The organism is Pedobacter kyungheensis (assembly GCF_000812965.1).
Taxonomy (GTDB): domain Bacteria; phylum Bacteroidota; class Bacteroidia; order Sphingobacteriales; family Sphingobacteriaceae; genus Pedobacter; species Pedobacter kyungheensis.
This window is the reverse complement of sequence record NZ_JSYN01000016.1, coordinates 1-25,017: the sequence shown is the minus strand read 5'-3', so window position 1 is coordinate 25,017 and position 25,017 is coordinate 1. Positions and strand designations below refer to the sequence as shown.

Below are 25,017 nucleotides of genomic sequence, written 5' to 3'. Positions count from 1 at the left end.
ATTTTTTAGAAAAGCAGGCTCCGGCGTATATTGGTTAAAGCAGCCCTGCTCTCTACTTTATTCGTTGCACTCATGCCCGTTCCGATCAGGTTTATTTAACCTGCTGCAGTGCTGATAGGGAAGAAAAATCGCGACGAGAAGCCGGTCCAACTTCCCCAATCCCCTATTTGGCCCACCAAACAGAACCAAGTCAAACTTCCGAAGTTTGACTTGCCCGCATCCTCCGCTCAAACTTCGGAAGGGGCCTAGCTCAGGTTGTATTTTAGCTCATGGTGACTGCCCTGCTCAACCACCTGCCCCTTATCAAGCACAATGATTTTATCGGCGTTATTTAATGTGCTTGAACGGTGGGTAATTACAATCACCGTTTTTTGTTCGGCTTTTAAAAAGGCAATCATCCTTTGTACGTGCTGTTCCGAAACGGCATCGAGTGAAGAAGTTGCTTCATCCAGGATCAGGATTTCGGGCTCGCGGTACAAGGCCCTTGCAATGGCAATCCGCTGGCGCTGACCACCCGATAAACTGGTGCCGTTTTCGCCCAGGTAAGTTTGAAAACCTTTAGGTAGTGCTTCAATAAAGCCATCAGGCCCAGCTTCGTAGCAATATCAATAATCCGTTGCATATCGGGTTCTTCTTCCCCGATAGCAATATTTTCGATTACATTTCCGGCAAACAAATCAATTTGTTGGGGCACAACTGATATCATCCGCCTGAGCGAAGCATTGGTGATATATTTGAGGTCGTAATTGCCAATGCGCACATTGCCCGACTGGATAGGATAAATATTTTGCAGGATGGACATGAGTGTCGATTTCCCTGATCCGCTTTCGCCTACAATTGCCGTAAATTTTCCCTGTGGAATGGTTAAACTGAGCTCTTCAAAAATGGCCAGCCTTTTACCATAACGGAACGATACATTTTCGAAATGAATGTCGCCAATTTTATCCGTACTTAATTCAATCTGATTTTCATCGGTTTCCCTTTCCAGATCCATAATTTCGAATAAACGGTCGGCAGCAATAACCGCATCCTGTACCGTTTTGTTCATCCCAATCAGCGATGAAACCGGACCGGTAAAATAACCAATCAAGGTATAAAATGATAAGAGCTCGCCAGGAGTAATCGAATTGCTCAACACGTAACCAGCCCCCACCCAGAGCAAAATAATGGTAATGATGCGCGAAACAAATTCGGTTGAGGTACCTGAAACTACTGCATTTAAGTTTGATTTAAAGCCGGCCTGCAATAATTTGATAAAACGTGTTTCCGTTTTTTCGTTGGCATGTTCTTCTAAACCGAAACGTTTAATGGTACCCACGGCATTTAAACTTTCTACCAGCTGCGATTCGAGTTCGGCCGCATCTTCCATTAGCCTGCGCTGTGTACGTTTGTTAAATTTATCGGTTATCAAATAAATAACGAGGTATAAAGGAATAACGGTGAGTGTAATCAGTGCCAGTTTCCAGTAATAGGTAAACATCATGATAAACGAAAAGAAAACAATAAAAATGTTTACCAGAAAGTTTACGCATACATCGTTTAAAAAGGTCCGGATTTTTACCGCATCATTAATCCGCGAAATAATTTCGCCCACGCGCATGGTATCGAAAAACTGCTGTGGCAGGCGGAGCAAGTGTTTGTAATAGCCCAAAATAAGCTTCGCATCAATCAGCTGGCCCGTTTTTAAGGTAAAAACAGTTTTAGCCGAACCAATAAACAGTTGCACCACCAAAATCACCATCATCGAAATGCTCATCAGGTTGAGCAAATTATGGTTGCCATCCACCAGCACAAAATCGACCAGTTTCTGCACAAAAATAGAGGTAGATAAACCCAACACAGTATAAACAACTGCACCAAATAAAACTTGTGTCAGAATGCCTTTGTGCGGTTTAATCAAATTCCAAAATCTTCCCTGAATTGATTTTTTTTCATTGCCAATCTGAAAATTTTCTGATGGCAACAACAATACCAATGCACCAGTCCATTCCTTTTTAAATTCATCATGTGTTTTACGATGCACGTTCCCATCTATAGGGTCCATCACCTCTATTAATTTGCTGTTTACTTTATATATCACTACGAAATGTTGCAGCACATCATTCACAATAATATGTGCAATGGCAGGCGTAGGTATTTTAAATAAACTATCAAAAGGTGCTTTTACACCCTTAGCTTCAAATCCTAATTTTTGGGCAGCCTCTACCAGCCCTAAAACGGTGGTTCCTTTTTTATCGGTGCCGGCAAGCTGCCTGATGCGGGCAACTGCCAAATTTAACTTGTAATGGGAGGCCACTGATGCCAGACAAGCTGCACCACAATCGGTAATATCTCTTTGCTTAACCTTGGTACTCATGGCCTGTTATGTTTTTTGGATGAGGTTTGGATTAACCCAGTCGTCCACTTTATCGTAAAGCAACTGGAATAAACTGCGATCGGTAACTTTAAAACGGGCCGTAAAATTCATTCCCTTTTTTAAATAACCTTTATAACCGTTTTTAAGCATCAGGTAATTTTTATCCATCAGGCATTTTACCTTGAAGGCTGGCTGGTTGCCGTTTAAAATCACAATATCGTCAGCAATATCAATTACCTTACCCACGGCCAAACCCCACTGGTTATAGTTGTAAGCATTGATCTGGAAATGTACTTCCTGTCCTTTTCTAATCAGGCCAATATCTGATGGGTTGATGTAGCAATAAGCGGCCAAACCGGCATCGGGCGAAACCTCGCCAATTTTTTGATTAGCAAAAACATAGGCGCCGTTTTGCATGCCCACTAAATTTTGAACCGATCCATCAATTGGGGCACGCAACACATATTGCTTTTTCTGTTCGTTTAATTCGGCTTGCTGCCCCGTAAGCTCGCGCAACTCGTTGCGATAGCCATTAGCTTCGGTTTGCCATTGGGTTTTATATTTGGTACGTACCATGAGGTAAACCGATTCGGCCTGCTCCAGTTCGTATTTGTATTTTTCATATTCAGATTGCGTAAGCACTTTATTCTGGTACAATTTATTGTAACGTGCAAAAGTGCTTGTTGCCTGCCGTTTGGCAATGCCTGCATTTTTTAGTTCCTGCACATATTGCTGCCATGAGGCCACGTACTGCCCCGTTTGAAGGCTGGAGGAGCTGCCATTGAATGATAGCAGGGTACTGATATCCTGTAAAAAGCGTGTAATCTGGTTTTTCCGGGTTTCGACCAGGGCATCTTGTTGTTTAGGTAAACCGGCATCTATGGCCAGCAGGGTATCGCCTTGTTTTAGCCTTTTATTGTCAGCAAGTTTATATTGAATTAACCGGCCATTTACCGGTACAATAAGTTCAGTTTTCTCTATAGTGGATTGTAAAATACCTGTACCGTTTATGCTAATCGGTATTTTAATCAGGGGAAGGGCTACAAGTACCAATAAAATGGCTACCACCGTAACGATGTAAATTAGCTGGCTCGACTTGCTGATTTGAGAACGATAAACGAGTGCGGTATTGGATATTTTTTCGGTTGAGTAGTTGGTTAAAGCCATAGTATTGAGTTGATAAAGCATCCGCTATTCTGATTTTCAGAACAGCGGATACAATAACTTTGCTTATAAGCTCCAAACAAGTTTCAAAACATTGGTTACTGTTTTGTTTAAAAATGTAGAAGTATCGGCACCAACTGAGTTTAAAGCAGTTGAAAGAGAAGCTAAAACTTCATTTAAAGTATTGTTAACAATACCACCACCTTCAACTTGTGACATTTCGGTTTTGTTCATTTCCTGAACACCAAGATTGTTTAATTCTAAACTTTTCATACTAGATTTTTTTGAGTTTTTAAGCTCCCTACTCTTTAAAGGTTTTTCGGGATTGCCACCTCATGCTTGGCCAAACACTGCGACGAAAGTAAACATATTAGCAATACAGATGTAGTATTAAGCATCTAACCTTAAACTAACACTTCCTTAACAAGTTCGCTAAAAGCGCCTAAATACGCTGCATTTGGCCTACTCAACCAAAAATCATTGTATCATTAATCATATTCAATTTATTCATTAGAAAAAAATCAGCTCATATTCGTTTTATTCGCTGATTTTTAGCCTTTTTACATACCTTTCGATTTCATGAATCCCAATTCCTCGCTGGTGATATGGTCATCGTCGATGGCATAAGATTTAATTCCGGCTATTTTCATTTCATCAATCAGATCTACAAAATCCTTGAATTTGGATGTTGCCGTAGGTTTGATAATCACAATCATATATTTTGCCGGATTATTGGCGTGTGTTTTAGCCACTTTACGCTCATTTGCACTAATCTCCTCCTGAATGTTTTTAACGGCCACCACTTTCATATCTGCCCCGGCTATGGTTCCCATGTAACAAACCGACTGACTGTTCTTTCCCAGTAAAATGGTCATGGTTCTGGATGCGGGATAATCGGCAGTAACGTCAATAGTTTCATCGGGTTTTGCAATATCTGCCGCATTGAGCGAGCCCAAAGAGGTGGTGAGCATAAAAAACGTGGTTAGTAAGAACATCAGATCTACCATTGCGGTAAGGTCTACCCGTGGTGCTGTTTTTTTGGTTCTTCCTTTTGCCGCTTTGCGGCCTTGCGATTCGTTTAGCGTTGCCATAATGTTTAGGTTTTTTTATGATGATGACAACAAACCTGAAATTGCATAAAAAAAGCGGCTAAAAATTAACCGCTTAAGAAAGATCGCAATGACGACCATATTAATATAGCTACTTCACAGCTTCAATTACACCACAGCCCACGCGCGGGCCTGAGTTTCCTGTTGGTTGTGTGGTATAATCGTCGGTGCCACCATGTACAATAATCCCACGGCCGATAATATTTTTAATGTCGCCCTCTTTAATGCTCCACCTGTCGGTAGTTACCGATAAAGTGGCGTGTCCCTTATTATCGAGCATAATATTACCGATATCGCCACTATGGTAGGCTGCAGAGCCCCATTTGCCATGTGCTTCTTTGGTAGGGTTCCAGTGCCCGTGGGTATTTTCGCCCATGTTGCCGCAATCGCCATGTTCGTGAAAATGCACAGCTACATTACTATCGGCCCTTGCCGCAAAATTCATTTCAATATCCATTTTAATTTTCCCATCGCTTAGCTCATAAAATTTGGCTGTTCCAATGTTTTTAGCTGGATCGGCGGTTTCGGTAAGATTGGCCTGAGCTACAACTTTATCGGTTTTGGTACAGGCACTTAAACAAGCAGCTCCGATAACAAAAAGACTTAAAAAATATTTTTTCATGGTTCAAAAAATTTAGTTTAATAAGAAACAGCCTGAATGTCATTTGGTTTGTTTTTAAATGATTGGCATTAAAACCATTTCTGAAACCACTTGTTTAAATAGTATAAAATCGTATAACTATGGAACAGCCAATTGCAATGAACACTTTGAGTCAAATTTTGGAGAAATTGAGGCTGAAAGGAAAAGATAACGAATTAAAAATAACTGATCACGGCAAGATGCAAAGCAAAACGCTGGGCACCATTTATAAACCAGAAGATTTAACCATCGTAAAAACGTATCGCTTTGAAGGTGATTCTGACCCAGCAGATAATTCAGTCTTGTACATTGTTGAAGATCAGGAGAAAAACATTGGCTACATACTGGATGCCTATGGCATTTATTCGGATAACGAAGGGCCACTGTTTGATGATTTTTTAAAGAAAATCCCTACCGAAAACAGGGATGAACAGGAACTGTTTTGTTAATAACCTATTGAATAAAAGGAGAATCGGGATAATCTGATTCTCCTTTTTTGATTTAAAAAAATCTGGAAAGCGATAATTCCGTAATTTTGCGCCTCATTTTACGAGCACCAGATGAAAAGCAAACTCAATATACCACCAATCCCCGCAGTTTTACTCTCCATTATCAGCGTACAGTGCGGTGCGGCTATTGCAAAAGGGCTTTTCCCACAAATCGGCGCCGCAGCTACAGCATCGTTAAGAATTGGTTTGTCGGCCATTATTTTAATGCTTGCTTTCAGGCCCAACCTTTCGAAGCTAAATTTTAAACAGTGGAAATATGTAATCCTTTATGGTATCTGTTTAGGTACCATGAACATGGTATTTTACCTGGCCATTGCACGGATACCTGTAGGTTTGGGCGTAACCCTGGAATTTGTTGGCCCGTTATTGCTTGCCATTATAGGCTCTAAAAAGCCGGTTGATTTTTTATGGGTAATATTGGCTGCTGCAGGTATTGCTTTAATTGCACCCTGGACAAACACCGGTTTGGATATAGTTGGTGTATTACTGGCGCTTTTGGCCGGTGTTTTTTGGGCCGGTTATATTATATTGGGTGGACGGATTTCCAAAATCATGAAAGGTGGTGACGCTGTGGCCATCGGGATGATATTCGCTACAATTGTAATCCTTCCTTTCGGCATTTTTGGTGGTGGCTTAGGGCAGTTAAACCCAAAGTTACTGGGTTTAGGCGCAGCACTTGCACTATTATCAAGTGCCATTCCCTTTACCCTCGAAATGCGCGCACTGAAACAACTGCCAGCACGCACTTTTAGTATTTTAATGAGCCTTGAGCCTGCTATGGCTTCTTTGGCTGCCTTGGTATTCTTGCACGAATATCTTTCGTTAAAAGAATGTTTTGCAGTGGCATTTGTGGTAATTGCCTCGGCAGGTTCTTCGCTTACGGCCCGCCGGGCAAAATTGTAATTTAAGCCAGTTTATCGGTTTTGTAGATTGCGATATCTTCAGTCAACTCAGTAGCCCTGGCCACAAAAGCCACAATATAGGGTTGGCCATTGTGAAAATCCAAACTCGCCTGGTCTTTCCATTCTTCCTGAAAAATAAAGGTTTCCTGGTCGGCAGCTTCGTGCAAATCGTACTGAATACACGCTTCTTCTTTGCGCGAATTTGAAACCATATCCAATAACAGGACTCTTAATTCGGCAGTGGTTTCTTTTTTACTTTTAACTATTGCAGTTAGATAGAGACTCATATACTTCGGTATTTAAAAAAGTTTCGGTTAAATGTTCGTTGTATCTTTTAAGATCGTTAATGATGTCGGCGTTTTTTTCTACATCATGAAAATGGAGACCATCAATTCTTTCCATTCCCGTAAAAGCGTTCATCCGGTGGAAACCGAATAGTACACCATCATCTACACTGGTTTCCATAAAAAATTCGCCTGGCAAAGTAAATGCCTCTTTTGGTGCATTCCACGAAGAGGTAACCATATATTTCCGGCCGTGCAGCATTCCGCCGGTTCCGTAATTACGTGTCGGATTGTCCGATTTTCGGCCGTCGCTATGGTAAATACCGTGGTTATGGCCTTCGGTAAATACCACATCAATATATTGTTTAAAAGCATGCGGTACCTGGAACCACCAGATTGGGGTATGGTAAATTACTACATCTGCCCAAACATATTTGGCTACTTCCGCTTTGGGATTGTAAGCCTCATTAATATTAGTAGTTTGCACTTCAAAGTCTGGCAATTGCGAAAAGAAATCGACTGTAGCATTGGTAATGGTTTCGTTAAACTTACCGCCAGAGTGGCCAAATTTCTGGCCGCCGTTTATGATGAATATTTTTGTCATTTCGTTTTTTTTATTTTGATGACACAAAATTACTGCAGCCACATCTATTATTAAAACAAGTTAATTTATAGATTTGTATCAGAATTATAATAACAAGATTATGGTTAATTTAGAATGGTACAGAAGTTTCAAAGCAATTTATAAAACGGGTACTTTAACCGGCGCAGCCGAAAACCTCTTTATCTCGCAACCAGGAGTAAGTTTGCACCTGAGCTCATTAGAGAGTTATGTAGGCTACAAATTATTTGAGCGCACAGGCCGGAAAATGATTCCGACAGAAAAAGGAAAAGTACTTTATAATTTTATTGTAGAACCATTGGCCAAGCTCGAAGATGCGGAAAAGCATTTTCAGAAAAGTACGGAGAAACATACCCCAACCATCAGTGTAGGCATGTGTTTCGAAACCTTCCAGATAACGCTCGAGCAATACATTTCTACACTACCTTTTAATGTGATTATCCGCTTTGGCGAATACCCTGAAATGCTCGATCAATTGGATAAGGGCATTTTAGACCTGATTATTACGCCACAGAAAGGTAATTCGCCCAATGTAGAACATGAAGCTTTTTCATCAGAAACCATTGTATTGGTAGGTGGCATAGAAACCGATGGAGCGGCTTTTAATGCACTGGCTAAAAAGAATGATTTGGAAGGCATGGAAGACTGGCTGAAACAACAGAAATGGTACGGCACCGCTGGTGATATGGAGCATTTGCTCCGTTTCTGGCAGCTTAATTTTGGTAAACATGCCGATTTCCGCCCGAATTATATTGTACCAAACCTAAACTCCATTGTTCGCTGCTTATCAGGCGGCAAGGGTCTCGCCATTATTCCCGATTTTCTGTGTAAAAAAGAAGTTGAAGAACAGAAAATAAAAGTGATTTGGGAAGGCAGCAGTAAACTGAAAAACACTTTATATTTTGGCTGCCGCAAAAACACCCAATATGCCCAGGAAATTGGAGTAATTAAAAAATTGTTTAAAGAGGTAATGGTGAGTTTATAATTAAAAAAGGTTGCCACTTAGCGGCAACCCTTTTTTAGCTTTTATAAATCCAATCCTTCCAACAGCTTATCATCAACCAAATGCGGTAAGGTAATGTTTAAGGAAGGGCTACGTTCCATTTCACGCTCAATGGCAAAACGGGCTTCTTTATTGCGCGCCCAGCTTCTTCTGGCGATGCCGTTATTTACATCGTAAAAAAGCATTTGCTGTAACTTTTCACCTGCTTCGCGGGTGCCGTCGAGTACCATTCCAAAACCGCCGTTTATTACTTCGCCCCAGCCTACGCCCCCACCATTGTGGATGGATACCCAGGTAGCCCCTCTAAAGCTATCGCCAATTACATTATGAATGGCCATATCAGCAGTAAAACGGCTCCCATCGTAAATATTACTCGTTTCCCTGAATGGTGAATCTGTTCCGCTTACATCGTGATGGTCTCTACCCAAAACAACCGGGGCCGATAACTCACCGCTTTTAATGGCTTCGTTAAATCTCAAAGCAATTTTGGCCCTGCCTTCTGCATCAGCATATAAAATCCGGCTTTTCGAACCTACAACTAATCTATTGGCTTTTGCGGCCGTAATCCAGTTGATGTTATCTTGCACTTGCTGTTCAATTTCAACCGGAGCCTGCAGTTTAATCTCCTCCATAACCTCTTTGGCTATCCTGTCGGTAATATCCAGATCGCTCTCGTTACCTGAGGTGCATACCCATCTAAACGGGCCAAAACCGTAATCGAAACACATGGGGCCTAAAATATCTTCCACGTACGACGGATATCTGAAATCAATGCCATTTGGTGCCATAATCTCGGCTCCGGCACGACTACACTCTAAAAGAAAAGCATTACCATAATCAAAAAAGTAAGTACCTTTTGCTGTGTGGCTGTTAATGCTGGCTGCATGGCATTTTAAGGAGTTCTGAACATAATTCTTAAATTCATCTGCCGCGTTGGCCATTAGTGTATTGGCTTCATCAAAAGTTAAGCCAACAGGATAATAACCACCAGAATAAGGATTATGCAGCGAAGTTTGATCGGAGCCAATGGTGACTTCAATATCCTCCTCATCAAAATGTTCCCAAACATCAACCACATTGCCCAGATAAGCGATCGATACAGTTTCTTTTTTATTCTGAGCCAGTTTTACGCGATTTACCAGCTCATCCAGATTTTCAATCAGCTCATCTACCCAGCCTTGCTCTTTTCGTTTAAGCGCGGCATGCGGATTAACTTCGGCGCAAACGGTTATACAACCTACAATATTTCCGGCCTTGGTTTGTGCGCCACTCATACCGCCCAATCCGGCAGTTAAGAAGATTTTTCCGGCGGTGTCTTTACCGTAAAAACCCTTCTTCCTGAAAGCATTCATTAAAGTAATGGCTGTACCATGCACAATGCCCTGCGGACCGATGTACATGTACGATCCTGCTGTCATTTGGCCGTATTGCGTTACTCCCAATGCATTAAATTTTTCAAAATCATGTGTCGAAGAGTAATTGGGCACCATCATCCCATTGGTAACCACCACGCGTGGGGCAGCTTCGCCAGAGGGAAACAAGCCCTGCGGATGACCGCTGTAAATGTTAAGGGTCTGCTTATCGGTCATGGTAGCCAGATATTGCATGGTAAGCAGGTATTGGGCCCAGTTTTGAAAAACACTGCCATTGCCTCCATACGTAATCAATTCTTCTGGATGCTGCGCAATTGCCGGATCGAGATTATTCTGAATCATTAACATGATGGCCGCTGCATGAATAGTTTTGCAGGGATATTCGTTAATTGGTCTGGCATAAATAGCATAATCGGGCATAAAACGATACATGTAAATGTGTCCGTAGTTATCCAGCTCAGCTAAAAATTCGGGAGCCAGCTCACTGTGCCACGCTGCCGGAAAATAACGAAGGGCATTTTTTAAAGCCAGTTTTTTTTCAGCTGTACTTAAAACCGCTCTCCGAACCGGAGCATGACTAAGTTCAGGGTTTCTGTTTTTTTCACCTGGTAATTCAGCCGGGATACCTGCTAATATTTCTGCTGCAAAATTCATATGCTTCAAGCTAAAATTTTTAATGAAGTGTTTTTTCTGCCTCTTTGGCTACCGATACTACTTTACCTGATTTTACCAGGTTTATAACAGTTTCCATACTATTGTACATAATCTGATCTTCTTCAATATGATCAATCTCCGTACGTACAAAGTTGTGTACCGCAGTCAGGATTTTGCCAGGCTTTAAGGGCGCATGATAATCAACGGCCTGTGCCGCGCAGAAAAGCTCAATGCCTAGTATTTTTTCTACGTTTTCGATTACCTGCAAAGCTTTTCGGGCACCGATAGAGCCCATACTTACATGATCTTCCTGGCCTAATGATGTAGGGATGCTATCGGCACTTGCCGGAAAGCAAAGTCCCTTATTCTCGCTGGCCAATGCCGCGGAAGTATACTGCACAATCATAAATCCAGAATTTAAGCCGGTTTCGCGCATCAGCAGCTTGGGTACTCCAGGTGTATTTCCTTCCAATGAAAGGTAAATCCGCCTGTCGCTGATATTGCCAATTTCGGATGCCGCTAAACAGGCATAATCCAGAGGCAGTGCTAAGGGCTGTCCATGAAAATTCCCACCACTAATAGTCAACTCATCGTTAAAAATAACCGGATTATCGGTTACCGAATTTAATTCTATTTCTACTGCTTCTTTTAAATGCAACCAGGCGGTACGCGAAGCACCGTGAACCTGTGGAATGCACCTGAGCGAGTAAGGATCCTGCACTTTTGCGCAATCCTGGTGCGAAGGCATAATTTCAGATCCCTGGAAGAATTTGCTGATTTGAGCTGCCACCGCGATGTTTGCCGGGTAAGGCCTTAACTGATGTAATTTGGGGTGGAAAGGCTTTTCAGAGCCCATCAACCCTTCAATCATCATCGCCGAAATAATATCAGCAGCTTGAAGTACATTTTCAAGTCGGGAAACCACTTTAACGGCGTGCGCAGCTATAAACTGCGTACCATTGATTAGTGCCAGCCCTTCTTTTGGCCCTAATTGCAAGGCATCCAGATCATGATCTTTTAACAATTTTTCTGTTGAGATCATTTCGCCGTTATAATGCACTTTTCCTAAACCAATTAAAGGCAGAAAAAGATGCGATAATGGAGCCAAATCTCCTGAGGCTCCAACCGAACCCTGTTTCGGAACCACTGGTGTAGCACCTATTTCTAAAAACCAGATCATCCGGTCAAGCGTTTCAATCCGGATGCCAGAATAACCCTGTGCCAGCGACTGCAGTTTCAATACCAGCATCAGCCTGGATATTTCGGTATCAATGGGTTCACCCACACCCACAGCGTGACTCTTCAGGATATTTTCCTGAAGTTTACGGGTATCTGCAGCCGAAATCATCGAGGTACATAGCGGACCAAAACCTGTATTAATGCCGTAAACAGGCTTACCAGAAAGTGCAATCCGCTCTACCACTTTACTGCTTTCAATCACTTTATCCCGTACTGCAGGACTCAGCATACCCTTTATTTCCCCCTTGCTGATGGCCAGGGCAATATGGGCTGTTAAATGATCTGTTCCGTAATTAAAAATCTGTTGCTCGCTCATGTTAGAAAAGGTTTTAAACAAAAATAACAGCTATATTTGATACCTATAAATACCAATTACATCATCATGTAATAACCATGAGTTATCAAATAGAGCTTAGGCATTTTAAATATTTCCAGGTATTGGCAGAAGAACTTAAGTTCAGAAAAGCTGCCGACAGGCTTTTTATTTCGCAGCCGGGCCTTAGCCGGCAGATTAAACAGATGGAAGAAATTTTTAATGCCCAGCTGTTCGACCGGACCAAGAAAAAAGTAACGCTTACCGAAGCCGGAATATACCTCAAAACAGAAGTCGATTTTCTGTTTAGCCATATCGATAACATTAAAAAGCAGCTCAACGACATCAATGAAGGCAAACAGGGCGAACTCCGCATTGGTTTTCTGGGTTCAGCAGCGCAAAAAATTGTACCGGAGTTAATTTTCAGGCTAAATAAAGATTTTCCTGAAATCAGGACCAACCTGGATGAGATGACCAACAAGCTGCAGATTGAATTGCTCGAAAAAGATATGCTCGATGTGGGTTTTGTTCGGATAAATCAGTTTAAGGAAGGTATCTCTAAACACATTGTGCATCGCGATACTTTCTCGCTTGTATTGCCCCGAAACCACCCGCTTAAAACAGCAAGCTTTGAAGCGGTTAAAAAACTGGGCGACTCGCCTTTTATCTTTTTCTCGAGCGATGACAGCCCCTTTTATTACGACCTGATTATGAGCATTTGTGAAGACCATGGTTTCAGGCCGAAAACTTTTCATAAATCAGTTAATGCCCTAACCATATACAAACTGGTGGAGGAAGGCCTGGGCATTGCCATTGTACCAACTGCATTAAAATACGGCTACAAGGAAAATGTAAAATTCGTTGAACTTAAACACATCCCGCAGCGCACTGAACTTTATATGATCTGGAAAGACGCAAACCGAAACCCGGCCTTGAAAAATGTGATCAAAATTCTTTTGAAGGGTAAGGTTTAGCAGAAAATATTAAACTGGCTTTACCACCATGAGTTTTTTTAATTCCCGAACTCTTTTAAGTATCCTTTTGTATCCGGATTGATATAGGCTATCTTTAGAGTGAAGGAATTCAACTCATCAGCCTTTGAAAAATATAATTGTATTACTTTCTCTTTAGTGGTCCAAGTGTAACTTGGTATTCCGTTAGATTGTGGATCTTGCTCAATTTTTGCATCCTTATTCTGCTTTTTTAATATCTCTAGTAACGCATAATATTCTTTTTCTCCGGAATTATGTAGATTATCTGTTTCAAGAATTATCCTGATCAATTTATTGGAGGGAGTAGAACTTGCATATAACCGGCTAAACAGAATTTCTTTGGATTCCCAATAACCGAAGCCTCTTAGATCAGGATTTTTCATTCCCAATAGTGGTGCTCTTCTTTCCACAAAATCTATATCACCATACTTTTCTCCGTTTTTTATGGTATAATTCGCAACATCCTTATATTGATACAACAATCTCTTTTCGGTAATATTATATAAAGAGAACCATTTAATGTTTATTGGTTGAGCTTGGGTATTGGTATGCTTATTGGCCCCCATTTTGTTCTCCTTTACGTAGGCCAACTTAGAGAAGAACTTGTCAAGATCAAGTTTTTGAAAATTTACCTTAGCGAGATCAATTGGTTTCCCTCTTTCAAGAACTAAATTACCTTCATCACTTTTGCAACTACTCATGCTAATTAAGAAGAGTATGCAGAAAAGAATTGTTTTAAGCTTAGTCATTATGATTATTTATACTTAAACATTGCTACATAATGAATAATTTCTTCAATAGATTTATCATACCCACCGATATATATTTTCTTCACTTCGCCATGATAGATAAATCTTAAATGTGTAGCAGTAAACATTGCGCGTTCATTATCAAACTCTTCGGAACAAGTAAGATCAAGCATTTCTGCCCATAGATATAGATGATCTTTTTCTTTAAGGCCTACGTTGTTGATAACTATTACCGGTTTCTTTTTAATGGTATATTTATATCTCAAAAGATATCCGACTGCACTAATCATAAGTGTTAAAAAAAACACCATTAACGTAACCTTATCTATAAAAAATAAGATTGCTGAAAGTAACAAAACAAAAACTGCAGTACATCCCAAATTACTATGTAACTCAAATAGTTTTAGGGAATCGTTTATCGTAGTTAAACTAAATTTAGGTGAAGTCTTTATTTCTAATTCGTTTTCCAGATATCCATTACCAGTTTTTTCCAAGATTATTATAATTTTTATCTTATAAAGATTCGAATTCTGTTTTCCCCTTGACCAATATCAAATTTGGACTGAGATACATCTCTTTGCTTTTCTCTCCTTTATAATCGCCTTCAGTATTTATACTGCCATATTCCATTCTAATTATTCCATCTCTAGTAGTTTTGTCTCTTAAAAGAACTTTTTTCCCATCTTTTTCAAAAACCAATTCATAATTTTTAATAGGCAAAACCTCTTTATTTTCGAGGGGAGTTGCATCTTTTGCAATTGACTCTATATACTCTTTAATTTCTTCTTTTGACATATAAAAAGTTTCATATTCCATTTTTTTATGCTTGATCCTGAAATTAAGGTAATTGTTTTGGTCGTTCGTCACAATCATATTCCTTATTTTTTCATACTCTTCTACTACTTTTTTTTCAATATCCGGAACTTTTCTAAGATCAACTAAACTATTATAAAATGAAGAGTAATCCCAAGGCACATTTGCTTCAAATGGAATATTGATTTCAACATATGGCAACCTTTTATCTTTAGTATTTTTTGGCAACTCTACTGTTTTCAATATTTTATAACTATCCATTGGATCTCCTTTTTGTGCAACATAAAAAAGTTCTAGTTTAACATTGGCCAAGTCATCAATAAACAACGAGCCTTCACGTGGGTACACCAATACTTTTAACGTCTGATTTCCAGATTTTATAATATGTCCATTAATAGTTTCGGTAGTTGAGAAACCTCCTTTATCAAAATAATTTCCTAATGTTTCATCATTTACAGAAATTGATACACGACAGCCCATTTTATCTATTTGAAGCCCATACATAGGCTGTTTATTGTGTTTTGGAGTGGTCTCATATGCTTCATTAATCATGGTATTCATATTTTTCGATTTGTTTTGTGCGCAACTATTTAGAACAAACAAAATTATTATACTAATCAACATTCTTATTTTCATATTTCTAATCTGCAAAGGGATGGAATCTTTTCAATTCAATAATATCTGACTTTTTCTCTACGATCCAAATAGGTTTATTAATTCTTTCTTTGGTTTTAGTACTACCGTCTGATTTACCAAGGCTTTTAACAATTATAGTAAGTTTTACGCCACCAAAATTTATTTTAGGTTCAATAAATAGTCCCTTATTATTTCCTTTTTCAATTCCTGCCGCTCCCAATAGCTCTAAATAGCTCTCTCCTTTCGCATCCACTGCAATACCAAAGCCCGATTGCACTTTATCCGCTTCCAAATTTACTCCCTTTTTTACCACTCCAGCTTCCATCTTGAGTTGAGCCCCAATACCTAGTCTACCATCAACTTGCAAGCTAGCGTAATCTTTGGTATTAAATGGGATTTCTACTCGAGCATCAATCTGTGAAAAAGCATATACATTGAACTCTAATTTTTTGCTAACCTCATATCCCCTCCAATTAGCAACAAACTCAACCCCATCTTCCAACAATTCCAACGCCCACAAAACTTGGCTTACAACTGGTACACCTTTCGCGAGCAAAAGTGCAAGAGCAATTAAATCTATTCCTCCTTCTCCTTTGATCAACGGCTCAAATCCCAGCGTTATTTTACCGCTTGATTCTACTGTATTTGGTGTCGGATCAGGCTGTACAGAATATTCCCAAGATCCATCTATTTTAATACTTGGATAATCAAATTTTATGTAAAGTGGCATCCCCTTAGGTTTGGGGATCTTCTTCATTATATTCTGTGCATGTTTTTCATCATTATGGCACAATGTATCAACTGTTTGTTTCACTTTAACAAAAACAGATGCAAATCGATCTATCTTTTCTGCTATATTTTTAGCAAACTCATGTGATTCCCCATTTATATTGCACGATACAGTTAGATCAAAATCATAGGTTTTGCCACCCTTTTTTCTTTTATCCGTTGCATCTTTCGCTTTTTGTACATTTTCTTCGTAAATACTTTTTCGCTTTTCCTCGGGATGATAAGGTGTATTATCACCGGTGGTTCTTTGCCCGTCTGATGGCATTCCGGTGGAAGCAAAACTCTGTGGCGTCTTTTTGTCACTAAAAAGAAATGAAACTTTCCATTTTACATCCGGAAAAACGCGAATTCTGGCCATCTGATTCGGATAACGGCACGTTCCTACAGGTATAAAATATGTTTGGGCATTACCCTCTCTTAAAAAAAGATATCTTAAGGGCCATAACTTATCCAAAGCAGAATTACTGATGTCGTAACCCATTATATCTTCACCTACTGTTTTGTTATAAATATAATGTGGAAGAAATTTTAAACTATCCCCAGTATATTGATAGTCTATATTTTCTTTTAAATTTTGAACAACAGCAACATTTTTAGATCGTTGAACAGGATCTGCTTTGTAATCATAGTCCTTCTTATTCTCCTCCGTTACTTGGGCTCCTGAAGCTTTTAACTGTTTTTGATGGGTAGTATCTTCCTCTACAACATATTTGTTCTGTTCATTTTTAAAAGGCAATATAACATTCTTCATTTGGAACACATTGTGCATATCGCTATGATGTTGTCCTTTTTCCAAAAGCACACCGGTACACATCACTCCTTTATTTTTCAGGTTTATTAGATCTATTTTTAATCCTTTCCTTTTATCTCCTCTAATTACATCATAATACATAGTGGTCTGGTCAATTACCGCCGCATCTTCATCAAATAAATCAAATGGTTTTCGCTTCCCATCGTCTTCTGTAATACTTATTTTTGAATATCCACAAGGATCAAACTCTTTTCTTGTATACTGAATATCACCTATATACTGAATTTGATTGTTTTTACTAATCTCAAAGTTTTTTAAAATTGTATCTGCAGTTTCATACTTAACGAAAATATATCGAGAAACCTTCGTCTCCTCAACATCCTTAGTTGTCGGGTTTATGTTGAGCACCTTTTCAGTATTTAGCTGATGCTTGTATTCAACATTTGTTTTTGTATTACTAATCCTTATAATTACTGAATAGTCTTTCTCCAAATCTCCTTTAAGGTGTATTTTCCCTTTCCAATTTGGATCGATAAAAAAAGGCACCTTAAATTCTGCGTTTGCTGAAGTTCCATTTTCCTGCACATAATATTTGGATAAACTATCTTTAATTATTGGGTCTGGCAACAAAGGGCTACCTCCCATATCTGTTAGGATAATCTCTAAAACAAGATTTTCGAAACTTCTTTCTGTTGCAACATTATATTTATCGTCTAGCTTTGCAGGCAATAAATGTGTGAATATATGTAAATCAATGGTTTGCCCATAATGATATAAACCATCATTAATTCCAAGTGAAGTCACCTCAGGTTCAATTTTTTGTTCATCAAAATATGCAAAACGGATATCAGGTTTATTTACAGGAAAGAAGTTAAAATTGAACCCTTTATTTGGAATGTTGTTAAACACTTCCATTCGGTACGAATTCCCCAACCAAAAATCATTATCGCCAGGAGTAAATTCAATGAATGAACCCAGCTTATATTGTTGACCGATACCACAATATTCTATAAAACTATTATTTGATGCATTGCCTATTTTACCCCATGATGGAAAAACATCTTTACCTTTCATTTCTTTAGCTTTCGACCATAGGTACGACAAAATATAAGCCCATTTTCCTTGATTTGACGTGGCCGTTTTATCTTTTGTACCTTCACCCAAATTACCTTTTTCAAGATTCAGATAAAAGCGGTGTGTCTGTCCCGTTTTTAATAGAATATTCTCTCCATTATTAATCGTTCCTTTATTTATTCCATCTACAGAATATTCACAGGAGACTATACCACTTGGTAATTTAACCTTGTCACTCATATTATATTGCATTTAGATTATCATAAGGAGATGTAATATTAAGCTCCTTCATATTCACCAACGGATTAATCTGTGCCTGCTGTTCTTCATCAGCATTATCGATATTCTGCTGAGATGGTTGCCCTTTCTGCCCAGTTTTAGCAAACAAAATGCAAGGTGAACCGCTAATGGTACAAACGCCTTTGCTATCTTCAACCAAAACCTGCCCATTGTTAATTAAAACCATTTCTTTGTACATCTCTTTCCACTCGGTTAGTGCGGGCACACAGGGCTTAAAACCTCCGGGGGTTGGTTGGAGTTTACATTGGCCGAAAGTGTTTTTTTCAAAGGTCATCCCAATATCTACATGCGAAGCAATTAATTTTTGAGCCCCGTCTTTATCATTAACGTAATGCTTTTGCTGAGTAAGTACTTTTAGTTTATCGGTTGCTGTACCAAACTGGCATTGGCAGGTGGCGCCTTGTACAATAATTTCTTTCTGTGCCATAAATCCTCCTTTATTAACCTAATACCCGGGTCCAAAATCCCTTTTTCTTTTCAACAGGAACAGGATCGCTTCCTACATGTGCATGTAAACCTGGATCGGCTGCCTGAACGCTGCTTTCAATTTCGTAGGCTGTGAACTGTATTCGTTTTACTGCGATTTCGTTTGGGTCTTTCTTTTTGTACAGCTTCCAATCAACCTGGGCATGTTTAAGCAAACCTCCGTCGCGATCCAAATCACAAATCGCATTTAATTTCATTTTAAATGCTCCCTCTTGATTTAAAAGCGCAGCCTGCTCTGCCGTAGTCTCACTTTCTGAATGAAAATTCACTTTAAATGTTCCATAATCTGTATAATAGGGAGCTACTGACTGTACGCCTTCAAATGTGACATTTTTATAAGCAATAACCGGAAAGCTAAAACTTATTTGCTGCGATAAATCAGGTTGATACTTTAGATATTGGGGGTGAAAAAAAATATTCCAGAACATATCAACCCTGAGTGCATTTTGCAGTTCATACCTGTCTGCAATTTTACTCTCCATTTTTGATAAAAACAGTTCGGCATACCGACCTTCATATTTATCACCAATTTTTTCGGCTACCTGCTCCCATCGCTTTAATATCTCGCTGTGGTTTACAATTCCTCTAAACACCTCATTTACTGAGTTCACATCAACTTTAACAGGATAAATTGCTGCCATAGCCATACTGGCAAGCTGCTCACTTACAAAATCGGGTTCATGCCTGTCAATAAAAAGATCGCTCTTATTAAAGCATAACTGCCAGGTTTTATTTTCATCCCGGAATTGGTTAACCAGCAAATGGATCTGATAATCGATCCTTTTTGCCTCATCTCCGCTCCCCTCATTGTAATATTTAATTGTAATACCGTACTTTCTTTGCAACCGTGGTTTTGGTGCAAATTCTATAGCATGATTTACATTAAGTTTAATCTTATCCGCATCTAAAGGCTGTATTGTATCGGTTAATTTTTCCATGTTTGAGCATTCTAGTAAATAACCCTTTTACCATCGGCATTAGGATCCATCCCAATACCTTCCCTACGTGCAGACCAGTGCAGATACTTGTTTCTTAAAATGCGTAAGTCTTCCTGTTGCTGCTTTTCCTTCTGATAATTGGCATAGTTCTGCTCTGGTATTTTTGCGCCGGCATATTTTTTATCCAATTGAGCAAATGTTTTAAAAGCGTAAGGCTGACCATTGCCCATTACATAATCTTTTAAATAACCTTTTACCCTAACCAGTAAGGGGTCGTCCGATATTGTATACTTGCTATCTACCAGTGCTTGCAGATTAACCGGTGCGGTACTCTTTTTTGCATATTCTGCCATATAATGCAACGGGATGTAACTATACTCCTTTTTGATAAGCTTTCTTGAGCCTTTTAAAGCGAAATAGGCAAAGCCTCCTGTAATTTCGAGCTCCTCTTCTTTATACCACGCTTGTTCGATCAGGTTTCTTTTGAAGGGCTCAAGATTATTTCTGTTTGTCCAGGTGGTTTCGAGTTCTTCTTTTACCTCCGGACCGGTATCGTAACTTCCGCCAACATCACTGTGTACGCCCGGAAATGATTTTTCCTTGCCCATATTTACCTTGGTAAGCGAAAAGTTTTGGCGATGCTCATTTTCAGCAATGAAATGGATCACGGTTTGTGCCCTTCCTATTTCATTGAGGTGAAGTTCTTCAACATCGTTAAAATTTGGCATTGCACTAATGTATTTCGAGTAGGAAGAAACCGTATCGAAAATTCCTAAAAACCTAACTTTTATCTGGTTAGCTGTTATTTTAATCCCTGCCTGTTCGCATTTTAATCCTAAATGCCCGCAGGCCGGTAATACTTCTGCATTAGTCGATTCACCATCGGCATCGAATTTGGATACCCTGCCAGATCGCGGTTCTACGATAACACTTGGCTTATAAGCGGATTTTCCAATTTCGTAAACAAAATTTCTTGCAGCTGCCGCTCCTCTGCTGAAACCAAAAACATCAAAAGTTATACTCCGCAGCTTTTTTTTGTTATTAGCTTTTAGGATTTTAGTAAGTTTTTCAGAAACGATTTTCTCGCAACCAATTCTCACTTTACCCCTAATCCCGGTATCGCCCGATCCAAATGCATATCCGATAGTACTATCTTTTTTCTCATCTTCGGTACCGATCCCTTCAATATATAAGCTAAGACTTTTGTCGTAGTGATCCCAAAGCCTCGCTACGTTAGACCAATCGTTATAATAGCTGCTTTCGTCATCATCCTTTCCATATTTTTTAAAGGTTTCTGTATTGTTAAGTCTTGCATTGGTATTGGCTTTACTGTTTTTTGTGCCATCAAAGAAAATACCTAAATTAATATCCAGGTATTCGGTAACATCATTCTTAGGGGTGTAAGCACCCAATTGAACACTTGTCATATCAATCCAAATTTTTACTGCTACTAATTTTACTGCCAACCAGCTTAATTTCTTCCGTTTTGTTTTTGAGTGCCAGCTTGGCCGATGATCCATCGCTACTTAAATCGACGATCAAATCAACAGGACCATTTCCTGCTAACTTTTCAAAAGCCCCGGAAGTTTCTTTTTCATCAAATGGCCTGATTTCTAAGCCGTTTTTCTTACCCGCTTTATCTTTCCAGAGGATAGAAATATATTTCGGCAATGCTCTGTGGCCATATTGATTCGTGGTAAGCTCTTCACCAAAGCGGTTTTCTTCTTCTCCGTTTAGGAAGTTGTAATAGATCAATGTTACTTTACCTCCCTCAGGCACAGTCACCTGTGGTCTCCACTCATAACGCTTGCGGTAAGTTTCATAAACATCCATATCCGGCATGCCCGATTTCGTTATCCGGTCCTTAATTTCGGGTTTAATCACCATTTCATTATTCAATGTTTTAGTGATAAAATCAGGACGGAACATATACTTGGCATTATCGTATGCCTGCTCGGCAGTAATCGTTGTATCGTGTGCCTGAAACGCACCAACCTCTGTTTGAAAACCGGCACCGCTTAGCCAAACCATTACCCGCCCTTTGGGCGCAAGGCCAACTTTAATTAGCTTATAGGTTTCTTTTTTCTGATTTAGATCGTTGATAAAACCATTCTGAAATAACCTACTGATAAGATTTTTATCCAATTTCCATTTTCCGGTATAAAATTTCTTTTCGGTAAGCGAAAGCCAGGTAAAATTTAACGAGTCTGGTGCTTCCATTTGTTTGGTCGATACACTCATAATACCGCCGTCGTTTCCCCAACCGGTATTCTGTGTTCCCCAAATGGCATCAAAACTATAGGTAAAATCGTTGGCAATAATTGCTCCTCTGTAAACTTCCATTGGGTATTCTTCAGGTGCTGAAACAGTACCCGTCCACTCAAATTTTTCTTCCATTTTTTGTCCTTTGCAGCTTGTTATCGCCAATAAAATGAGCGATAAAAACAAGTATCTGTTTCCTTTTAAACTCATGATTTGTTACCGCTTGATACAATTTTTTTACTGCTCGCTAATGATAAATTTTGTGCAGTAGCCTCAACATTCATTACCTGGGCAATCTTTTCCAATTTAATGCCAACACGCAATTCATATTTCTGAATAACTTCTACAGTAATATTTTTAGCCTGTTTAATGATTGCCATGGTTAAAAAAGATTAGATTTTTCTGCACTGTTTAACTCTACAATCTTACCACTTTGGATAGTCATATTTTCTTTGGCACTAAACATGCTAATTTCTGAGGCGATTTCGTTTGAAGTATCAGCTGTCCTTTTAAAATCCTTTGTAGCAAGCTCTGTTCTATTGTTAGATGTTTCTGAAACATCACCAACCGCACTTAACGAATAATTGTTGCCTGCAGTTGTAGCAATGTCCTTACCAGCATTGGTCGATTGGTTTTGCCCCACCTGAACATCCATATTCTCCTGCACATTAATCTGCATGTTCTTACAGTTCAGCGTCATGTTTTCTAAAGCGGTAATGGTAATATTGTTGCCTTTGGTATCAATATGAATAATATTGTTGTGGATATCGGTAATTTTTATCCCCTGGGTATTGGCATCATCATCAAATTCAACCAGGTGACCACTTCTGGTAATGATGCTTTTCAGGTGGTTTTTAATCAGCGGGCTACTATCTACATTAGCGCTGTGGTACATACTTCCCATTACCACCGGACGGGCAATATTTCCTTCCTCAAAGGCAATCATTACCTGATCGTCGATTTCGGGAATGGCGAAATAACCGCGATTATTTCCTCTATCGCCAATACCTGCACTAGGTGTAACGACGCGGAGCCATTCAGTTACATCATTGGTTAAACATTCCCATTTAAATTGTACTTTAATCCGGCCCTGACCTTGGGGGTCGTTATTATCAATCACATTGGCCAGCTGAAGGTCAGGCTGGGGCTTTTGTACTTTTTTTACAAGCAAACGCTCCGTAGTGGATACTTTTCCTTCAAAGGTATTGTGGTATTTTCCGTTCTCATCAATATGGTGATTGATGCTGGTGATCAGAAATTTGCCAAGGCTCTCGGTTGTAAATGCCAGCTCTTTGCGTAAGCTCATCGTAATTTCGGCAATTCCACCAATGCTCAAACCGGCATTATCACCCCTGGCAGTTACTTTTAGCAATTCACTCACATTCGCCTTTTCCTCATTTTCTACCAGGTTTTTAATATCATTGCTATTATCAACACGTATTAAAGTAGGTTGATTGAAAGTTTTGCTATAGGTTAGATTAGAAGCTTTAACAGCATGCGATAAATCAGGCGGACCATCTACTTTCCCTGTACTTTCGCTCAGCAATATTTCATCCTGTTTGGAGTTGTAAGCAAAGCGTTTATTTTTAATTGGCGCTATTTCCATGGCATACTGCATTTCCTGCACATCCCTCCCATAAAACAAAGCAATTTCTTTCTGCGCATCGGGCTTACCAAAATTGAGTTGCTTTCCGTCGTAAAAAAACCACTCATGGTATTCGGCCGACAGCCTGTTGAGAAAAGCAAAATCACTCTCCTTGTATTGTATAATGTAGTCTATTGCTTCTGTACGTGAAGATTTAGCCACAATCTTAAGATCGTTGGCTGGCGTATCCTTCGTAGCCAGTTTTACAATAGTGTTTAAGTCTTTATCTAAATAGGACCCCAAATCGGGGCCGCGGTCGATCAAAATAGTTGGACTATAGCCGCTTACAATGAGTACACCATGATAACCATGGCTTTGAGACAGTTGTACTTTAGCTACGAGCCCAATAAAATTTTGCATGCTTTCCGGCGAATGGCCAAAAGATGCAGTTAAAGTTTTACCAACAAAATCGCGGCTATCGTCTAAACTGATCAACCCGGGGGCCCCCATCTGATCGTGGTTAAAACGCAATTCGAAATAATGGTGATCGTTAAAAGCCTGTTTTAAGCTGAAGGAAGCAAAATGGGTAATTTCTTTTCCTTCTATATTGATTTCTGCAATGAGTTTCTTTTCCATATTGATTATCCATCTGTAGCACAACAATTAATCAAGTCCTGTTCGAATTCTCCCCCAACAAATGGGTTTTAATTTCGCATGCACAGCACTAAAATATCGTGCTAAAGCACCAACAATTCCTGAACTTGTAAACACCAACGAAATAAACAGTTATTGCCTCAATATGTTTAAGATGGTTAGACATAGATAGCGTTTAATTTACGAGGTGATCAAAGTTGATCTATCATAGCCATAAAAGCCTGATCAGAGAAGAGCCTGTAATTCAGATTAAATTTTTGTATTAAGGCGACTGGCCAAAGCCAATCGCCTTTAAAATTTATAACATCGGGAATTAAGCCTTAGGCCAATCGTTTTCGTGCTCGGCATTGCCCAGCTTCAGCTTGCGGGCCGATACCACAAAAGTTAATGTCATTGGGGTATTGTCGTTTACTGCAATACCTTCGCTATATTGAATGATGTAGGCATCTTCGAAAGAAAGTTCTTTCATTTTTGCATCTTCTTCGCCTTTCTTAAATACAAGTGTACCTGAAAGCGGCTTGTACTGGTTGTTAACCATCGATTCGATTACCGAAGTATCTTCTGTCGATTCGATTTCGATGCTGATGGTACCACCATAAACACCTGAAGACGGACGGCCTTTTGCGTCAACATCTCTGTTTAATGAAAAACTGCATTGCAGTACATCAAACTCTTTTGATCCTAAATTTAAACGGGTTTTAAATGCCATTGTAGTAAGTTTAAATGTTTTGAAATAAAGTGATTAGCGGGGAGCGTTTGGCGCTTAGCGGAGGGCATGGAGCGAGGAGCATGGAGCAAAGGGTATGGAGCCACGCGTTTG

At 39.5% G+C, this 25,017-nt stretch carries 25 protein-coding genes; 4 read left to right on the top strand and 21 right to left on the bottom strand.

Annotated elements, in window-relative coordinates; translation table 11 throughout:
• Positions 1-245 precede the first annotated feature (245 nt).
• The 6 genes from OC25_RS28385 to OC25_RS13900 form a co-directional block, all read right to left on the bottom strand.
• The gene (locus OC25_RS28385) at positions 246-497 is read right to left on the bottom strand and encodes a hypothetical protein (protein ID WP_280740782.1); all 252 of its coding nucleotides are present in this window, start codon (positions 495-497) and stop codon (positions 246-248) included.
• On the bottom strand, positions 455-2,356 hold the full coding sequence (locus tag OC25_RS13920) for a peptidase domain-containing ABC transporter (RefSeq protein WP_245222012.1): 1,902 nt from the start codon (positions 2,354-2,356) through the stop codon (positions 455-457). The genes OC25_RS28385 and OC25_RS13920 overlap by 43 nt, the downstream gene beginning before the upstream one ends.
• A gap of 6 nt (positions 2,357-2,362) precedes the next feature.
• Positions 2,363-3,544, bottom strand: a complete 1,182-nt coding sequence (locus OC25_RS13915; protein WP_245222009.1) for an HlyD family secretion protein — start codon at positions 3,542-3,544, stop codon at positions 2,363-2,365.
• A gap of 42 nt (positions 3,545-3,586) precedes the next feature.
• The gene (locus tag OC25_RS13910) at positions 3,587-3,793 is read right to left on the bottom strand and encodes a hypothetical protein (RefSeq protein ID WP_039477063.1); all 207 of its coding nucleotides are present in this window, start codon (positions 3,791-3,793) and stop codon (positions 3,587-3,589) included.
• Between the two features lie 287 nt (positions 3,794-4,080).
• Positions 4,081-4,611, bottom strand: coding sequence for an ExbD/TolR family protein (locus tag OC25_RS13905; protein ID WP_039477060.1), 531 nt, complete (start codon positions 4,609-4,611; stop codon positions 4,081-4,083).
• A 109-nt stretch (positions 4,612-4,720) separates the two neighbouring features.
• Complete coding sequence (locus OC25_RS13900) at positions 4,721-5,251, bottom strand: superoxide dismutase family protein (RefSeq protein WP_039477058.1); 531 nt, start codon at positions 5,249-5,251, stop codon at positions 4,721-4,723.
• Between the two features lie 119 nt (positions 5,252-5,370).
• On the opposite strand from OC25_RS13900, the gene OC25_RS13895 reads away from it, so the two are divergent.
• Positions 5,371-5,718, top strand: coding sequence for a hypothetical protein (locus OC25_RS13895; protein ID WP_039477054.1), 348 nt, complete (start codon positions 5,371-5,373; stop codon positions 5,716-5,718).
• Between the two features lie 111 nt (positions 5,719-5,829).
• Positions 5,830-6,681, top strand: a complete 852-nt coding sequence (locus OC25_RS13890) for an EamA family transporter (RefSeq protein WP_039477053.1) — start codon at positions 5,830-5,832, stop codon at positions 6,679-6,681.
• 1 nt (position 6,682) lies between these two features.
• Here the strand turns inward: OC25_RS13890 and OC25_RS13885 are convergent, their stop codons facing one another.
• Positions 6,683-6,967, bottom strand: coding sequence for a putative quinol monooxygenase (locus OC25_RS13885; RefSeq protein WP_039477050.1), 285 nt, complete (start codon positions 6,965-6,967; stop codon positions 6,683-6,685).
• A complete protein-coding gene (locus tag OC25_RS13880) occupies positions 6,939-7,568 on the bottom strand; it encodes an NAD(P)H-dependent oxidoreductase (RefSeq protein ID WP_039477049.1) in 630 nt (209 codons plus the stop codon). Before OC25_RS13880 ends, OC25_RS13885 begins: the two co-directional genes overlap by 29 nt.
• A 100-nt stretch (positions 7,569-7,668) precedes the next feature.
• Here OC25_RS13880 and OC25_RS13875 point away from each other — a divergent pair, with 100 nt between their 5' ends.
• Positions 7,669-8,571: a LysR family transcriptional regulator gene (locus tag OC25_RS13875; protein WP_039477048.1), complete on the top strand. Its 903-nt coding sequence runs from the start codon at positions 7,669-7,671 to the stop codon at positions 8,569-8,571.
• Positions 8,572-8,612: 41 nt separating this feature from the next.
• Here OC25_RS13875 and OC25_RS13870 read toward each other — a convergent pair whose 3' ends face one another.
• Together OC25_RS13870 and hutH are read right to left on the bottom strand one after the other, a co-directional pair.
• On the bottom strand, positions 8,613-10,616 hold the full coding sequence (locus OC25_RS13870) for a urocanate hydratase (protein ID WP_039477046.1): 2,004 nt from the start codon (positions 10,614-10,616) through the stop codon (positions 8,613-8,615).
• Positions 10,617-10,635: 19 nt separating this feature from the next.
• On the bottom strand, positions 10,636-12,171 hold the full coding sequence (gene hutH / locus OC25_RS13865; RefSeq protein ID WP_039477044.1) for a histidine ammonia-lyase: 1,536 nt from the start codon (positions 12,169-12,171) through the stop codon (positions 10,636-10,638).
• Between the two features lie 77 nt (positions 12,172-12,248).
• On the opposite strand from hutH, the gene OC25_RS13860 reads away from it, so the two are divergent.
• Complete coding sequence (locus tag OC25_RS13860) at positions 12,249-13,142, top strand: LysR family transcriptional regulator (RefSeq protein WP_039477042.1); 894 nt, start codon at positions 12,249-12,251, stop codon at positions 13,140-13,142.
• A 38-nt stretch (positions 13,143-13,180) separates the two neighbouring features.
• On the opposite strand, the gene OC25_RS13855 is transcribed toward OC25_RS13860, so the two are convergent.
• From OC25_RS13855 to tssD, 11 genes are all read right to left on the bottom strand, one after another.
• Entirely contained in the window at positions 13,181-13,909 is a 729-nt protein-coding gene (locus OC25_RS13855) for a hypothetical protein (RefSeq protein WP_039477040.1), read from the bottom strand.
• 5 nt (positions 13,910-13,914) lie between these two features.
• Positions 13,915-14,403 carry a hypothetical protein gene (locus tag OC25_RS13850; RefSeq protein ID WP_039477038.1) on the bottom strand — a complete coding sequence of 163 codons (489 nt, stop codon included), beginning with the start codon at positions 14,401-14,403 and terminating at the stop codon, positions 13,915-13,917.
• A gap of 19 nt (positions 14,404-14,422) precedes the next feature.
• Complete coding sequence (locus OC25_RS13845; RefSeq protein WP_156131477.1) at positions 14,423-15,274, bottom strand: hypothetical protein; 852 nt, start codon at positions 15,272-15,274, stop codon at positions 14,423-14,425.
• Between the two features lie 88 nt (positions 15,275-15,362).
• Positions 15,363-18,212, bottom strand: coding sequence for a hypothetical protein (locus OC25_RS13840; protein WP_156131476.1), 2,850 nt, complete (start codon positions 18,210-18,212; stop codon positions 15,363-15,365).
• Between the two features lies 1 nt (position 18,213).
• Positions 18,214-18,699 carry a DUF4280 domain-containing protein gene (locus tag OC25_RS13835; protein WP_039477031.1) on the bottom strand — a complete coding sequence of 162 codons (486 nt, stop codon included), beginning with the start codon at positions 18,697-18,699 and terminating at the stop codon, positions 18,214-18,216.
• A gap of 13 nt (positions 18,700-18,712) precedes the next feature.
• Positions 18,713-19,696 (bottom strand): hypothetical protein, encoded by a 984-nt coding sequence (locus OC25_RS13830; protein ID WP_039477029.1) that lies wholly within the window; start codon positions 19,694-19,696, stop codon positions 18,713-18,715.
• A gap of 11 nt (positions 19,697-19,707) precedes the next feature.
• The gene (locus tag OC25_RS13825; RefSeq protein WP_039477027.1) at positions 19,708-21,123 is read right to left on the bottom strand and encodes a T6SS phospholipase effector Tle1-like catalytic domain-containing protein; all 1,416 of its coding nucleotides are present in this window, start codon (positions 21,121-21,123) and stop codon (positions 19,708-19,710) included.
• Position 21,124: 1 nt separating this feature from the next.
• Positions 21,125-22,093, bottom strand: coding sequence for a DUF2931 family protein (locus OC25_RS13820; protein WP_245222007.1), 969 nt, complete (start codon positions 22,091-22,093; stop codon positions 21,125-21,127).
• Between the two features lie 71 nt (positions 22,094-22,164).
• Complete coding sequence (locus tag OC25_RS27930) at positions 22,165-22,338, bottom strand: hypothetical protein (RefSeq protein ID WP_156131475.1); 174 nt, start codon at positions 22,336-22,338, stop codon at positions 22,165-22,167.
• A 2-nt stretch (positions 22,339-22,340) separates the two neighbouring features.
• A complete protein-coding gene (locus OC25_RS13815) occupies positions 22,341-24,179 on the bottom strand; it encodes a type VI secretion system Vgr family protein (RefSeq protein ID WP_052266211.1) in 1,839 nt (612 codons plus the stop codon).
• A gap of 331 nt (positions 24,180-24,510) precedes the next feature.
• Positions 24,511-24,906: a type VI secretion system tube protein TssD gene (gene tssD, locus OC25_RS13810; RefSeq protein WP_039477023.1), complete on the bottom strand. Its 396-nt coding sequence runs from the start codon at positions 24,904-24,906 to the stop codon at positions 24,511-24,513.
• Positions 24,907-25,017 lie beyond the last annotated feature (111 nt).

Bases quoted from the DNA above. Each gene is read 5' to 3' on its own strand.
- OC25_RS13875 (WP_039477048.1), top strand. From the start codon at position 7,669: ATGGTTAATTTAGAATGGTACAGAAGTTTCAAAGCAATTTATAAAACG.
- OC25_RS13900 (WP_039477058.1), bottom strand. From the start codon at position 5,251: ATGAAAAAATATTTTTTAAGTCTTTTTGTTATCGGAGCTGCTTGTTTA.
- OC25_RS13920 (WP_245222012.1), bottom strand. From the start codon at position 2,356: ATGAGTACCAAGGTTAAGCAAAGAGATATTACCGATTGTGGTGCAGCT.
- OC25_RS13830 (WP_039477029.1), bottom strand. From the start codon at position 19,696: ATGGAAAAATTAACCGATACAATACAGCCTTTAGATGCGGATAAGATT.
- OC25_RS13820 (WP_245222007.1), bottom strand. From the start codon at position 22,093: ATGGAAGAAAAATTTGAGTGGACGGGTACTGTTTCAGCACCTGAAGAA.
- OC25_RS27930 (WP_156131475.1), bottom strand. From the start codon at position 22,338: ATGGCAATCATTAAACAGGCTAAAAATATTACTGTAGAAGTTATTCAG.
- OC25_RS13815 (WP_052266211.1), bottom strand. From the start codon at position 24,179: ATGGAAAAGAAACTCATTGCAGAAATCAATATAGAAGGAAAAGAAATT.
- OC25_RS13895 (WP_039477054.1), top strand. From the start codon at position 5,371: ATGGAACAGCCAATTGCAATGAACACTTTGAGTCAAATTTTGGAGAAA.
- hutH (WP_039477044.1), bottom strand. From the start codon at position 12,171: ATGAGCGAGCAACAGATTTTTAATTACGGAACAGATCATTTAACAGCC.
- OC25_RS13860 (WP_039477042.1), top strand. From the start codon at position 12,249: ATGAGTTATCAAATAGAGCTTAGGCATTTTAAATATTTCCAGGTATTG.
- OC25_RS13915 (WP_245222009.1), bottom strand. From the start codon at position 3,544: ATGCTTTATCAACTCAATACTATGGCTTTAACCAACTACTCAACCGAA.
- OC25_RS13880 (WP_039477049.1), bottom strand. From the start codon at position 7,568: ATGACAAAAATATTCATCATAAACGGCGGCCAGAAATTTGGCCACTCT.
- OC25_RS13890 (WP_039477053.1), top strand. From the start codon at position 5,830: ATGAAAAGCAAACTCAATATACCACCAATCCCCGCAGTTTTACTCTCC.
- OC25_RS13870 (WP_039477046.1), bottom strand. From the start codon at position 10,616: ATGAATTTTGCAGCAGAAATATTAGCAGGTATCCCGGCTGAATTACCA.
- OC25_RS13885 (WP_039477050.1), bottom strand. From the start codon at position 6,967: ATGAGTCTCTATCTAACTGCAATAGTTAAAAGTAAAAAAGAAACCACT.
- OC25_RS13910 (WP_039477063.1), bottom strand. From the start codon at position 3,793: ATGAAAAGTTTAGAATTAAACAATCTTGGTGTTCAGGAAATGAACAAA.
- OC25_RS13855 (WP_039477040.1), bottom strand. From the start codon at position 13,909: ATGACTAAGCTTAAAACAATTCTTTTCTGCATACTCTTCTTAATTAGC.
- OC25_RS13905 (WP_039477060.1), bottom strand. From the start codon at position 4,611: ATGGCAACGCTAAACGAATCGCAAGGCCGCAAAGCGGCAAAAGGAAGA.
- OC25_RS13840 (WP_156131476.1), bottom strand. From the start codon at position 18,212: ATGAGTGACAAGGTTAAATTACCAAGTGGTATAGTCTCCTGTGAATAT.
- OC25_RS13845 (WP_156131477.1), bottom strand. From the start codon at position 15,274: ATGATTAATGAAGCATATGAGACCACTCCAAAACACAATAAACAGCCT.
- OC25_RS13835 (WP_039477031.1), bottom strand. From the start codon at position 18,699: ATGGCACAGAAAGAAATTATTGTACAAGGCGCCACCTGCCAATGCCAG.
- OC25_RS13825 (WP_039477027.1), bottom strand. From the start codon at position 21,123: ATGACAAGTGTTCAATTGGGTGCTTACACCCCTAAGAATGATGTTACC.
- tssD (WP_039477023.1), bottom strand. From the start codon at position 24,906: ATGGCATTTAAAACCCGTTTAAATTTAGGATCAAAAGAGTTTGATGTA.